This window comes from Micromonospora sp. NPDC127501, from assembly GCF_040302185.1.
Taxonomy (GTDB): Bacteria; Actinomycetota; Actinomycetes; order Mycobacteriales; family Micromonosporaceae; genus Micromonospora.
On record NZ_JBEORJ010000009.1, the window covers coordinates 173537 to 187072 of the forward strand.

11 protein-coding genes are annotated in these 13536 nt (G+C 74.1%); 6 read left to right on the forward strand and 5 right to left on the reverse strand.

The features are described 5' to 3' along the window. Nucleotides 1-2: 2 nt before the first annotated feature. From ABTW72_RS21425 to ABTW72_RS21445, 5 genes are all read right to left on the reverse strand, one after another. Complete coding sequence (locus ABTW72_RS21425; protein WP_350861244.1) at nucleotides 3-1358, reverse strand: extracellular solute-binding protein; 1356 nt, start codon at nucleotides 1356-1358, stop codon at nucleotides 3-5. Between the two features lie 87 nt (nucleotides 1359-1445). After that, nucleotides 1446-4832, reverse strand: coding sequence for an error-prone DNA polymerase (locus tag ABTW72_RS21430; protein WP_112623474.1), 3387 nt, complete (start codon nucleotides 4830-4832; stop codon nucleotides 1446-1448). A 33-nt stretch (nucleotides 4833-4865) separates the two neighbouring features. After that, on the reverse strand, nucleotides 4866-6479 hold the full coding sequence (locus tag ABTW72_RS21435) for a DNA polymerase Y family protein (protein WP_350861246.1): 1614 nt from the start codon (nucleotides 6477-6479) through the stop codon (nucleotides 4866-4868). Beyond that, entirely contained in the window at nucleotides 6476-7201 is a 726-nt protein-coding gene (gene imuA' / locus ABTW72_RS21440) for a DnaE2-dependent mutagenesis accessory factor ImuA' (RefSeq protein ID WP_112668563.1), read from the reverse strand. Before imuA' ends, ABTW72_RS21435 begins: the two co-directional genes overlap by 4 nt. Nucleotides 7202-7303: 102 nt before the next feature. Next, a complete protein-coding gene (locus ABTW72_RS21445) occupies nucleotides 7304-7753 on the reverse strand; it encodes an SAV_6107 family HEPN domain-containing protein (protein ID WP_007463070.1) in 450 nt (149 codons plus the stop codon). 445 nt (nucleotides 7754-8198) lie between these two features. On the opposite strand from ABTW72_RS21445, the gene ABTW72_RS21450 reads away from it, so the two are divergent. The 6 genes from ABTW72_RS21450 to ABTW72_RS21475 are packed head-to-tail and all read left to right on the forward strand — an operon-like array spanning nucleotide 8199 to nucleotide 13531. Continuing rightward, nucleotides 8199-8687, forward strand: a complete 489-nt coding sequence (locus tag ABTW72_RS21450) for a YbaK/EbsC family protein (RefSeq protein WP_350861249.1) — start codon at nucleotides 8199-8201, stop codon at nucleotides 8685-8687. A gap of 44 nt (nucleotides 8688-8731) precedes the next feature. Further along, nucleotides 8732-9463, forward strand: a complete 732-nt coding sequence (locus tag ABTW72_RS21455; RefSeq protein WP_350861394.1) for a monooxygenase — start codon at nucleotides 8732-8734, stop codon at nucleotides 9461-9463. Continuing rightward, the gene (locus tag ABTW72_RS21460) at nucleotides 9460-10011 is read left to right on the forward strand and encodes a GNAT family N-acetyltransferase (RefSeq protein WP_091407634.1); all 552 of its coding nucleotides are present in this window, start codon (nucleotides 9460-9462) and stop codon (nucleotides 10009-10011) included. Before ABTW72_RS21455 ends, ABTW72_RS21460 begins: the two co-directional genes overlap by 4 nt. Then, on the forward strand, nucleotides 10008-10907 hold the full coding sequence (locus ABTW72_RS21465) for a carotenoid biosynthesis protein (protein ID WP_350861251.1): 900 nt from the start codon (nucleotides 10008-10010) through the stop codon (nucleotides 10905-10907). Before ABTW72_RS21460 ends, ABTW72_RS21465 begins: the two co-directional genes overlap by 4 nt. Continuing rightward, on the forward strand, nucleotides 10904-12031 hold the full coding sequence (locus ABTW72_RS21470; RefSeq protein WP_350861253.1) for a glycosyltransferase family 2 protein: 1128 nt from the start codon (nucleotides 10904-10906) through the stop codon (nucleotides 12029-12031). The genes ABTW72_RS21465 and ABTW72_RS21470 overlap by 4 nt, the downstream gene beginning before the upstream one ends. 12 nt (nucleotides 12032-12043) lie before the next feature. Then, a complete protein-coding gene (locus tag ABTW72_RS21475) occupies nucleotides 12044-13531 on the forward strand; it encodes a phytoene desaturase family protein (protein WP_350861255.1) in 1488 nt (495 codons plus the stop codon). Nucleotides 13532-13536 lie beyond the last annotated feature (5 nt).

The window sequence follows — 13536 nt, forward strand, 5'->3', positions numbered from 1 at the left end:
GGCTACTTCGCGGCCTTGTCGAGCGCCGAGGTGGCCTCCCGCTGGGCTCGCTGCAACGCCTGCGCCGGCTGTTCCTGGCCGGCCAGGACCCGGTTCACCGCGTCGTAGTACGCCTTGTCGAACTCGGCGCCGGCCGGCGAGGCGGGCAGCGCGAACGCGGCGTCCTGCACCGAACGGATGGTCGCCACCGCGTCGTCGAAACGCTTGTTGCCGGTCGGCTGGTACAGCTCGTCGAAGATCTTCTTGTCGGCCTCGGCGTTGGCGGTGTAGACGCCGGTGAACGGCTGGCCGGCGGCCTTGCGAGCATCCACCCGGGCCTTCGCGGCGGCCAGCCAGGTGTCGGTGGCGGTCATCTTCTTGACGAACGCGCACGCCGCGTCCGGGTTCTTCGCGCCCTTGGTGATCACCCAGGCCTGCCCGGCGGACTGGGTCAGCGGCTTGCCCTGCCGGTCCACGAACGGCTTGACCACCAACTCGACGTTCGGGGAGTTCTTGGCGGCCTGGTTGAGGAACCACTCCTCCATGGGCCACGCCACGATCTGGTTCTTGGACAGCGGGTTCTGGGCGCCGAAGAAGTCGAAGGTGTCCCGGAACGACTTGAAGGCGCCCCAACCACCCTGCTGCTGAATCAGGTTGACCCCGGTGGTCAACGCCTCGATGACCTTGGGATCGTCCAGCTTGGCGGCGCGACCGTCGGCGGAGAGCATGTCGACGCCGTTGGCCTTGGCCCACATCGGCAGGAACTCGGGGATCTTCGGGTCGATGCCGATCCGGCCGAGCCGACCACCGGAGACCGAGGCCAGCTTGGCGTTGAGCGCGGGCAACGCGGCCCAGTCGGCCAGGTTGACCTGGTCGGCGGTGAGTCCGGCCTTCTTGAGCAGCCCCTCGTTGAGGTAGACCACCCGGACGGTGGAGAACTCCGGGATGCCGTAGACGGTGCCGTCCAGGGTGACCTGCTCACGGGCGGCCGGGCGGTACTGCCCCAGGTCGATGTCCTGCTTGTCGACGCACTGGGTCAGCGGCTGGATGGCGCCCCGCTTGGCGTACGTGCCGATCAGCTTGCGGTCCATGTAGACCAGGTCCGGCGGATTTCCGGAGGCGACCGCGGAGAGGAACTGCTGCTCGTCGAACGCGCCCTCGGTGACCTTCAGCTCGACGTCCGGGTTGTCCCGCTTGAACGCCTCGATGCGGGTGGTGGCGATCTCGTCGGAGAAGCCGAAACCCATGGTGCTGAGCGCACCCTTGGTGGCGGTGCCCCCGCCCCCCTCGTCGTTACCGCCGCCACCGACTCCTCCACAGCCGGCGAGTGCCAGGGTGAGTACCCCGGCGAACGCGGTCGTCCGCAGCTTCCCTGACATGAGGCCCTCCCGAACAGATCCGGGCTACCTTGCCCGCGACCTGCACTTCTCCTCGAACGGTGGGGTTCAAACGTGGGAATCCGACGATTAGCGAAAGTCACGGGACGCGGGGCTGACCGGCGGCTCAATGGCGTCCAGCCGGTCGGCGACCAGGTTGGTCACCCCCTCGTGCCGCTGCAACCGCCCCCGGACCACCAGCGCGGCGCTGGTCCGCGCCACCCGCCGGTAGCGCTGCCACAACCCGGGCGAACAGGTGACGTTGAGCATCCCCGTCTCGTCCTCCAGGTTGAGGAAGGTGACCCCGCCCGCGGTCGCCGGGCGTTGCCGATGGGTGACGATGCCACCGACCCGGATCCGCTGCCCCGGCTCCACCCGACCGAGCCGGGCGATCGGCACCGCGCCGAGCACGTCGAGCTGACCGCGGATGAACCGGGCGGGGTGGCTCTCCGGCGACAATCCGGTGGCCCACACGTCGGCGACCAGCCGGTCCACCGCCTCCATCCCGGGCAGCGTGGGCGCCGCCGCTCCGGTCACCGTGCCGGGCAGCCGACCCGGCCGGTCCTGGGCCGCCGCACCGGCGGCCCACAGCGCCTGCCGCCGGGTCAGCCCGAAACAGGCGAAGGCGTCCGCGGTGGCCAACGCCTCCAACTGCGCGGCGGTGAGACCGAGCCGCCGGGCCACATCCGGCATGTCCCGGTACGGCCCACCGGCGACCCGTTCGGCCTCGATCCGTTCGGCCACGTCGGCACCGAGGGTCCGCACACTGGACAGGCCGAGCCGGACGGCAGGGCCGCCCAGCCCCCAGGCGTGCGGCGGCTCCCCCGGCCCGCTGCCCCACCGGGTCTCCGGGGTCGACTCCAGCACCGCCAGTGCCCCGCTGGCGTTGATGTCCGGACGACGGACCTCCACCCCGTGCCGGCGGGCGTCGTCGACCAGGGTCTGCGGCGAGTAGAAACCCATCGGCTGGGCGTTGAGCAGCGCGGCCAGGAACGGCGCCGGGTGGTAACGCTTGAGCCAGGAACTGGCGTAGACCAGGTAGGCGAAGCTCATCGCGTGGCTCTCCGGGAAGCCGTAGCTGGCGAACGCGGTGAGCTTGCGGTAGACGTCGTCGGCCAGCTCACCGGTGATGCCCCGCTCGGCCATCCCGGCGTAGAGCCGGTCGGCGATCCGGGTCATCCGTTCGACCGACCGTTTGGCGCCCATCGCCCGGCGCAACTGGTCGGCCTCGGCCGCGTCGAAGCCGGCCAGGTCGATGGCGAGCTGCATCAGCTGTTCCTGGAACAACGGCACACCCAGGGTCTTCTCCAGGGCGTTGCGCATCAACGGGTGCGCGAAGGTCACCGGCTCCTGGCCGTTCTTGCGGCGGATGAACGGGTGCACCGAACCGCCCTGGATCGGGCCGGGGCGGATCAGCGCCACCTCGACCACGAGGTCGTAGAACTCGCGGGGCTTGAGCCGGGGCAGGGTGGCCATCTGGGCCCGGCTCTCCACCTGGAACACCCCGACCGAGTCGGCCCGACAGAGCATGTCGTAGACCTCCGGGTCGTCCAGGGTCATGTCGCCCAGGTCGAGCCGGGACCCGATCATGTCGTAGCCGTAGTGCAGGGCGGAGAGCATGCCCAAGCCGAGCAGGTCGAACTTGACCAGGCCCACCGCGGCGCAGTCGTCCTTGTCCCATTGCAGGACGCTGCGCCCGGGCATCCGCCCCCACTCCACCGGGCAGACCTCGATCACCGGCCGGTCGCAGATCACCATGCCGCCGGAGTGAATGCCCAGGTGCCGCGGGAACGTCTGCAGCTCGTTGGCGTACTCCACCACCTGCTCGGGGATGTTTTCGACATCGACCGTGGCGACCGAGCCCCACCTGTCGATCTGCTTGCTCCAGGCGTCCTGCTGCCCCGGCGAGTAGCCGAAGGCCTTGGCCACGTCCCGCACTGCCGACCGGGGCCGGTAGGAGATGACGTTGGCGACCTGGGCGGCGTGCTCCCGGCCGTAACGGGTGTAGACGTGCTGGATCACCTCCTCCCGGCGGTCGGACTCGATGTCCACGTCGATGTCGGGTGGGCCGTCCCGTTCCGGGGCGAGGAACCGCTCGAAGAGCAGTTGGTGCCGGACCGCGTCCACATTGGTGATCCGCAACGCGTAGCAGACCGCCGAGTTGGCCGCCGAACCCCGACCCTGGCAGTAGATGTCCTGGTCACGGCAGAACGTGACGATGTCGTAGACCACCAGGAAGTAGCCGGGGAAACCCAGCTCCTCGATCATGTTCAGTTCGTGGTCGAGTTGCGCGTACGCCGTCGGGTGCGCCTGCGGCGGCCCGTAGCGCTCGTGCGCCCCGTCAGCGGTCAGCTTCCGCAGCCAGCTCATCTCGGTGTGCCCCGGCGGCACCGGGTACGCCGGTAGCTGCGGCGCGACGAGTTGGAGGTCGAAGGCCAACTCGGCGCCGAACTCGGCGGCCCGCGCCACCGCACCCGGGTACGCGGCGAACCGGGCCGCCATCTCCGCGCCGCTGCGCAGGTGGGCGGTGGCAGCCGCCGGCAACCAGCCGTCGATCTCGTCCAGGCTGCGTCGGGCCCGGACCGCGGCGACGGTGGTGGCCAGTCGACGCCGGCCAGGGCTGGCGTAGTGCACGTTGTTGCTGGCCACCGTCGGCAACCCGGCCGCGGCGGCCAGCTCGGCGAGCGCGTCGTTACGGTCGGCGTCGATGGGATGGCCGTGGTCGGTCAGCTCCACGGCCACCGTCTCCGCGCCGAAGAGCGCGGTCAGCCGGTCCAACTCGCGGGCCGCCGCGTCCACCCCCTCGGTGAGCAGCGCCCCCGGCACGTGCCCCTTGCGGCAGCCGGTCAGCACCAGCACATGGTCACGCAGCTCGGCGGCGACCTCCTCCAGGTCCCCGTAATCCGGGCGGCCCTTCTCCCCGCCGCGTAGCTGGGCGCGGGCGATGGTGGTGGCCAGCCGGGCGTACCCCTCGTGGCCGTGCGCGAGCACCAGTAGGTGCGCGCCGTGCGGGTCGGGCTCACCGTTCTGCGGGCCGGGCAGGCCGAGGGACAGCTCCGCGCCGAAGATGGTCGGCAGGCCCAGCGTACGAGCCGCCTCGGCGAAGCGGACCACCCCGTAGAAGCCGTCGTGGTCGGTGACGGCGAGTGCGGTGAGCCCCAGCCGGGCCGCCTCCTCGGCCAGCTCCTCCGGGTGGCTGGCGCCGTCGAGGAAGCTGAAGTTGGTGTGCGCGTGCAGCTCCGCGTAGGGCACCACGCCGTCGGGGCGGGTCAGCTCCGGTGGCTGGTACTGCTCGCGACGGCGGCTCCAGGCCGGGGAGTCGCCGCCATCGGCGTCCACGGCGAGCGGGTCCACCACGTGCAGGTGCCGCTCCTCACGCGACCGCCCGCCGCCCGACCGGCCGGAGCCGCCGCTGGCCCGCCCGGAGAGCACCCGCTCCAGCTCCGACCAGGGCATCTTCGGGTTGTGGAAGCTCATCGAGCATCCGCCTCCGACCTGGTGAGCACCGGCTCAGTCATAGATCGCCTCCACCAACCACTGCCCGGCCTCCACGGCCAGCAGCAGGGCGGCACCGTCGGCCAGGCTGACCTGGAACCGGGCCCGGCGGCGGGCCTCGACCGGCGCCCACCACCGCTCGTCCACCGGCCACGGGCCGGCCCAGCCCACGATCTCCGCCGGCTGGCCGGTGCCGACCACCAGCCGGGCCGGTGGGGCGCTCACCGCCAACCGCGCGCTGATCACCACCGGCTCACCGGCGGCGTCGTGCACAGTCGCCGCGAGCGGACTGGGCAGCACCACCGCCGGCGCGGGCGCCGGCAGCCGGCCCGGCCACGGCGGAGCCCCGCCTCCACCCCGCCCGGTGGCCGGGTCGGCTCCGGCATCGGCCGGCGGGCCAGGACGGGCGGGAACGCGTTCGTCGCCCCACGGCACCAGCCGCACCTGGTCGGCCGGGGAGCGCCCGCCACCGAGCACCGCGGTGACCACCGCTTCCGGGCCGAGGATGCCCTGCACCCGGCTCAACGCCCGGTGCGCGCGTTCCCGCTCCTCGCCGGTCTCCCCCCAGAGACCGGCCTGTAGACCGGCCTGGGCGATCACCCCGTCCGGGATCAGTCGCAGCCGGATGATGCCGGCCGTCGGTCGGGCCGGTCGGGCGCCGGTGCGGCCGTTGCTGCCGGAGAGCCACCCGTCGAGCTGCCAGCGCACCCGGTCGGCGATGGCCGCGGCGGTGAGCAGGCCATCGTGCCGCCACACCCGGTGCAGCTCCTGCCCGTGCTCGGTGACCGCCTCGATGCCGAGCCGGGTGCAGGCCAGCCCGTGCCCGGCCAGCCGTTCGTGCAGCTGCTCAGCCAGCGCCCGGGCCACGAACGCCGCCGCGTCGACCCGGTCGATCGGCTCGTCGTGCTCCGCGGTCACCGTCAGGTCGGCCGGCGGCTGCCGGACGGCGAGTGGGCGGTGGTCCCGCCCGGCGGCGAGCCGGTGGGCCAGCGCACCGTCGAACCCGAACCGGGCCAGCACGTCACCGGCCGGCAGTGCGGCGAAGTCGCCGAGGGTGCGCACCCCCAGCCGGCGCAGCAGGTCGGCCAGCGCCGACCGGCCGAGCGCCTCGACCGGCAACCCGGCCAGGAACTCCGGTGTCCCGCCCGGTGCTACCACCCGGCCAGCGCGAGCGGCCAACCCGGCCGCGAACACCCCGTCGGCGATGCCGACCTGGCTCTCCACCAGGCACGACTGCGCCACATGCTCGATGATCCGCTCGGCGGCCGCCTCCTCGCCGCCGAGGTAACGGCCCGGCCCCCGGGCGGCCACCGCGCAGGCGCCCGGACGGACCACCTCGACCCCGGCGACCAGCTCCTCCACCGCCGCGACCACCGGCTCGAACGCCCGGGCGTCCCGGCCGGGGTCGTACTCCACGACGGTGAGCTGGGGGCAGCGCCCCTGCGCCTCCCGCTTGCGCAGCCCCCGACGCACCCCCTCGGCGCGGGCCCGCTCGGAGCAGGCGACCACCCGGTTGGCGTGCAGCACGGCGACCGGGCCGGTCGCCGGCACCCCGTCGACGATCTCGGCGGCGAGCACCGGCCAGTCCGGGCACCACAGCAGCAGCGTGCGTGCCGGCGCGCCGGTCACCCCCGACCGACCAGGGCGAGTGGCACGGCCGATCGACCCACGGGTGACGGCAGCGTACGAGGGATCACCCGGGTCAGCTCGTCACCCGGGAGCCAGACCTTGATCTCCTTGGGCCGGGCGGCCGCCCCGCGCCCGCGCGCCGAGACGGTGATCTCCCGGCGGCGCAACCGCCCCCGCCCCAGGCCGAGCCCCTCCCAGACTCCCCGGACCACCTGCAGTGTCACGTCCGCGCCGTCCCACCGGCCGTACGGGACGAGCACACTGCCGCGCTGCCGGGCCCGGGCGGCCAACCGGGTGGCGACCGAGGCGGAGACCGAGGCCGGCACTGTGGTGACCACGACGTCCACCCCGTCGATCAGCGCGGCGACCACTGTGGCCCACTCGGGGCCGGGGTTCGGCACCAGGGCCAGCCGGTCCAGGGCGATGCCCAGCTCAGCCGCCGCGCCCGCGCCGAACGTCGGCACCCCGACCACTGCGCACCACGAGCCGGCCCGGGACGCCTCGGCGAGCAGTGCCAGCATCAGCGAGGTGCCACCGCTGCGGCGGGGTTGGCCGGCGGCGACCGCTATGGTGCTGCCCCGGCGCAGGCCCCGGTTGGGCAGCAGACCGGTCAGCTCGGGCACCACCGGCAGCACGCGGTGGCCACCGACCGGGTCGGGTGCGCTCGCCGGGCGCACCAGATCGGCCAGCGCGGCGGAACCGACCACCATGCGGCCCGCCATTGGACCAACTCCCCCGTCGTTGCTGTGGATCAGATCAGGACCGGCACGCCGTGCCACCGGCCGCCCGGCTCCCCCCGCGGGGCGGCCGGTGGCACGGCGGGATCAGGCGGCGAGGCCGTCCAGGGCCGGTTGGTGGGCCACGCCGAGCGCGGTTTCCACCACCGTGACGAACTGTTCGGCAGCGCGGAGCAGGTCGTCGGCCTCCCGGGCGCTGACCACCCGGGGGATGCCGGCCTCGGCGGCGGCGCGCTTGCTGGCCCCCGCAGCGAAGAACCGGGACCACTCGTCGAGCTCCGGAGCGACGGCGCAGAGGAGGACCCAGACGCTGGTGATCCGGTTGCGTCGACTCGGCGCGGGTCGGGCTCGGGCGGCGAGCAGGGCCGCCGCCGCGCGCAGGGCGGCCAGGTGGGCAGCCGCGTAGCGCAGACCGTCAGGTCGGGTCTGGCCGGCCTCGACCAGCCCACGGCGGGCCAACGTGAGGAGCTGGGCGGGGGTGCGGTGCGGCAGCACGTGCGCCGGCACCGTCGGTGCCTGAGCCGGGTTGGTCGGCATGGATGTCTCTCCTCCACGTGGCCGAGACGTCACTGCGGCGGCTGATGCCGCCGACGAGACGCCGAGGTCGGGGTGGTGCGGAGGAAGACGCACCGGGTGTGGCCGGCCGGGTGTGGATGCTTCCCCACACCACACCCGGCCGGCGGACCGGCGGGTGCGTTGCCCGCCGCCCGGGGGTCGTGGGCGGCGGGCAACGCTCCTGCCTGTTGGGACCAGGCTCGCGACTGCCCGGAAACCCAGGTGCGGCCCGCGGAGCCGCACCGCCCGGAGGTGGCGCCGCGAAACGCCGCGCTCCGGCTGGTTGGAACGGGCGTTCGAGGCAATCGAACACTCGTTCTAACTGCTGCTGACAGTACACCTCCCCTCCGACGAAAATGCAACGTGTGACGCGCCGAGCGTGCCGGCCGGCTGAACCGGCCACCGGCGGACCGGGAAGAATGGCGGGATGCAGCCACACCCGAACGTACGGGCGGTGCAGGACGCGCTCACCGCCGCCGGCACGCTCGACGGCGCCGGTGAGCCCAGCATGGTCCGTCTGCTGCCCGACGCGGTGCACACCGCCGCGGCGGCCGCCGAGGCGCTCGACGTCGAGGTCGGCCAGATCGCCAACTCACTGATCTTCGACGCGGACGACACACCGCTGCTCGTCCTCACCTCCGGCGCGCACCGGGTCGACACCGCCGGCCTGGCGGCATCGCTCGGCGTCACCCGACTGCGCCGGGCCACCCCGGAGTTCGTCCGGGCCCACACCGGGCAGCCGATCGGCGGGGTCGCCCCACTCGGGCACCCGCACCCGCTGCGCACCCTGGTGGACACGGCGCTGGCGGCGTACCCGGAGATCTGGGCCGCGGGTGGCGTACCCCAGGCGGTCTTCCCGACCACCTACCCCGAGCTGTTGCGGGTCACCGCCGGCACCCCGGCCGAGGTGGCGTGAGCGAGCGAAGCGAGCGCACCAGCAGTCCCAGCAGCGACGCCGGCGTGGCCCCGGAGCTGGTCACGCTGCACGTGTGGCGGACCTCCCACGGCGCGCTACCCCGGGCGCTGACCCGGATGGCGGTGGACCCGCGCCGGTTGCGGGCCCTTCCCGGCGTTCGGTTCGGCAAGCTGCTGGGCACCGGGACCGGCACCGACTTCGGGCCACGGGACGCCGACCTGACCCGGTGGGCGGCGCTGACCGTCTGGGACTCTCCCGCCGCGGCGGGAGGCTTCGACGACTCGCCGGTCGCGCGGGCCTGGGCGCGCATCGCCCACGCCCAGGCGCGAATCGACCTACGCCCGCTGACCAGCCGGGGCGAGTGGTCCGGCCAGCGGCCGTTCGGCGACCCGTCGGGCGGTAGGGTCACCGGCCCGGTGCTGGCACTGACCCGGGCCCGGCTGCGGGCCCGCCGGGCGGCCACCTTCTGGCGGGCGATCCCGCCGGTGGCCGCCGCCCTGCGCGACGCGCCCGGACTGCTGGCCCGGTTCGGGGTCGGAGAGGCCCCGTTGGGTTGGCAGGGCACGGTGAGCGTGTGGCGCGACCCGACGGACCTGGTGGCGTTCGCGTACCGTCACCCGGAGCATCGGGCGGCGATCATGCGAACCCCCACTGCGGGCTGGTACGCCGAGGAGCTGTTCGCCCGGTTCGAGGTGCGCGACGTGGTCGGCGACCGGTCGGTGCTCGGATGGGTCGTCGACGGCGGCCCGGAAACGGTGAAGGGTGGACGGGCATGAGGTTGGTGCGCTGGACGCCGGACGATCTCGTCCGGCGGCTGGACGACGTGGTGGCCGTCTACGGCGAGGCGATGGGATACCGCACCGACCTGCTGGAGGCCCGGCGCGGTTACATCGCCACCCACGTCCGCCGGCCGGGTTTCCGGGCGGTCGCCAGCCTGACCAGCGAGGGGCACCTCGCCGGCTTCGGCTACGGCTACCTGGGCGCCTCCGGTCAGTGGTGGCACGACCAGGTGCACCGCGCGCTCGACGCCCCGACTCGTACGCGCTGGCTCACCCACTGCTTCGAGGTGGTCGAGCTGCACGTCCGGCCACCGGCGCAGGGGCACGGCCTGGGCGCCGGTCAGCTACGCGCGCTGCTCGGCATGGCGGAGGGCGACACCGTGCTGCTGTCCACCCCGGAGGCCGACGAGCAGACCTCGCGGGCCTGGCGGTTGTACCGACGGTTCGGCTTCGTCGACGTGTTGCGCGACTTCCACTTCCCCGGCGACGAGCGACCGTTCGGCGTACTCGGTCGGGATCTGCCGCTCGAGCCACCGGCGTCATGACCCGGCGGATCTCCTGGACGCTGCTCGCCGTCCTGGTGCTCGCCCAGATCTGCTACCCGCTCACCACCGGCGCCACCCGGGCCGGGCTCACCGTGGCCACCGTCGTCCTCGGTTGGCTGCTCTCGGTCGGCCACGCGCTGCTCAGCCGGGGCCCACGGGTGGCGGCGGCGCTGGTCGCGGTGGCCACCGGCGGCGGGTTCGCGATCGAGGCGATCGGGGTGGCCACCGGCGTGCCGTTCGGCAGCTACGACTACTCCGGAGAGCTGGGCCCCAAGCTGGCCGGCGTGCCGCTGATCATTCCGCTGGCCTGGACCTGGATGGCCTGGCCGGCCTGGCTGGCAGCGGTCCGACTGACCGGCGGCAGGGCCACGACGGCCGGCGGCGACACTGCGACAGCCGGCGGCAGCGGACCAGCGGCCGGCGGCAGCGGGTCGACGGCGGGTCGATGGGTGGGGCGGATCGCGCTGGCCACCGTGGGGCTGGCCGCCTGGGACCTCTTCCTCGACCCGCAGATGGTGGCCGAGGGCTACTGGGTCTGGCGCGACGCCACCCCGGCCCTGCCCGGCCTGGCCGGCATCCCGGTCAGCAACTACCTGGGCTGGCTGCTCTTCGCGGTGCTGATGATGAGCGCGCTGCGCCCGCTGGCCGGGCCGGCCGCCGAGCACACCGACCGGCGGGACCACCCGATGGTCGCGCTCTACCTGTGGACGTACTTCTCCAGCATCCTGGCCCACGCCGTCTTCCTCGACCTGCCCGCCTCGGCGCTCTGGGGCGCCGCCGGCATGTCGGTGACCGCCGTACCCCTGGCGGTGACCCTCCTGCGTGCCCGCCGGGGCGGTGACTCCGGTCGGGAGGCCCACCAGCCACACCGTCCCGGCGTCGACGCGACCCGATGACCGTCCTGCTCGCCCTGCTCATCGCCGTCGCCGCGTTGACCGGGCACACCTGGCTCAACGCCACCCGGTGGCTGCGCCGACCCACCGACCGGCCCGACGACGTCGACGAGCCGGTCACCGTGCTGCTGCCGCTGCGCGACGAGGCCACCCGGGTCACGCCCTGCCTGCGCGCCCTGCTGGCCCAGCGCGGCGTACCCGGGCTGCGCGTCGTGGTCCTCGACGACGGGTCCACCGACGGCACTGCCGACGTGGTCCGCGCGGCGGCCGGCGACGACCCCCGGGTCACGCTGCTCACCGGGGTCGCCCCACCGCCGGGCTGGCTGGGCAAGCCGCACGCCTGCTGGCAACTGGCCACCCGGGCCGACCCGGACGCCACAGCGCTGGTCTTCGTCGACGCAGACGTGGTGCTCGCCCCGCACGCCGTGGCCGCCGCCGTCACCGAGTTGCGCGCCGCCCGGGCGACGCTGCTGTCGCCGTACCCCCGGATCGTGGTGGCGACGGCCGGCGACCGGTTGGTGCAGCCGCTGTTGCAGTGGCTCTGGCTGACCTTCCTGCCGCTGCGCGCGATGGAGCGCTCGTCGCGGCCGTCACTGGCCGCGGCGGGCGGGCAGTTCCTGGTGGTGGACCGGGCCGGCTACACCGCCGCCGGCGGGCACGCCGCGGTCGCCGACAAGATCCTGGAGGACGTCGAGCTGGCCCGGGCGGTCAAGCGGGCCGGTGGGCGGATCGCCCTGGCCGACGGCTCCCGGCTGGCCACCTGCCTGATGTACGACGACTGGCCGCAACTGCGCGACGGGTACTCGAAGTCGCTCTGGGCGTCGTTCGGGCACCCGGGCGCGGCGGCGGCCGTGGTGGCGGCGCTGCTGCTGCTCTACACCGCACCACCGCTGATCGCGCTGACGGGTGCGGCGGCCGGCGCACCGAGGGTGGCCGCAGTCGGCCTTGCCGCGTACGTCCTCGGGGTGGCCGGACGGGTGCTCACCGCCCGCGCGACCGGTGGCCGGTGGTGGCCCGACGCGCTCGCACACCCCGTGTCGGTCGTGGTCCTCGGTTGGTTGACCCTGCGGTCGTACCATCTGCGAAAGCGACGCCGCCTGACCTGGCGGGGACGCCCGGTCAGCTAGGGAGGACGCGGCATGGCGCGGATCGTGGTCGTCGGCGCCGGGGTGGGTGGCCTCGCCACCGCCGCCCGGCTGGCCGCTACCGGGCACCAGGTGACCGTCTTCGAGCGGGCCGACACGGTCGGCGGCAAGCTCGGCCGGTACGTGCACGACACCCCGGCCGGGTCGTTCCACTTCGACACCGGGCCGAGCCTGCTCACCCTGCCCGACGTCTTCCACGACCTGTTCGAGGCGACCGGGGCGAAGCTCGACGAATACCTGGACCTCGTTCCGCTGGACCCGATCGTCCGGCACGTCTTTCCCGACGGTGGCCCGACCCTGGACTCGTGCGCCGACCCGGCGGAGTTCACCGCCCGGATCGGGGCCGCGTTCGGTGACCGGGCGGCAGCCGACTGGCAGCGACTGTGGCGCCGAGCGGCGCGGGTGTGGCAGGCCTCCTCACGGGACATCCTGCGTCGTACCGTCGATTCTCCCCGCGACCTCGCGTCGCTGGCCTGGCGCGTCGGCGACCTGTCCGCCATCGCCCCGGGTCGCAGTCTGCGCGGCCTGGGCCGCCGGCACCTGTCCGACCCGCGGCTGCGGATGATGCTGGACCGGTACGCCACCTACACCGGCGCCGACCCACGTCGGGCGCCGGCGGCGCTGGTCGCGGTCCCCTACGCCGAGCTGGCCTTCGGCGGCTGGTACCTGCGCGGTGGGCTGGGCACGCTCGCCGACGCGCTGCTGACCCGCTGCCTGGACCTCGGCGTGGTCGTACAGACCGACGCCACTGTCACCCGGATCGACGCCACCGGCGGCCGGGTGCACGGGGTACGCCTCGCCGGCGTCAGCACCCCGGTGCCCGCCGACGTGGTGGTGGCCAACGTGGACGCGCTCACCGTCTACCGTGACCTGCTGCCGCACCCGCGTCGGCTGGCCTCGCTGACCGACCGCAGCCTCGCCGGCTTCGTGCTGCTGCTCGGCGTCTCCGGCAGCACCGGACTGGCCCACCACAACGTCTTCTTCCCGGACGACTACGACGCCGAGTTCGACGCGGTCTTCGGTGACCCCGGGCGCGGCGTACGGGCCCGGCCGGCGGCCGACCCGGCCGTGTTCGTCACAGTGGCCGACGACCCGATGGTCCGCCCAGCCGGACACGAGGCGTGGTTCGTGCTGGTCAACGCCGCCCGACAGGGCACCGCGGCGGGTGCGGTCGACTGGCGACGCCCGGGGCTGGCCGACGCGTACGCCGACCGGATCCTGGACGTGCTGGCACGGCGCGGCGTGGACGTGCGCGACCGGCTGCTGTTCCGCGAGGTCCGCACCCCGGCCGACCTGGACGTGGCGACCGGCGCGCCAGGTGGCTCGATCTACGGCACCGCCGGTGGGCTGCTCCGCCCGGCGAACCGGGGCCCGGCGAACGGGCTGTGGCTGGTGGGTGGCTCCACCCACCCGGGTGGCGGGTTGCCGATGGTGACCCTCTCCGCGCAGATCGTCGCCGACGAGATCGGCCCCGCCTGGTAGACCCG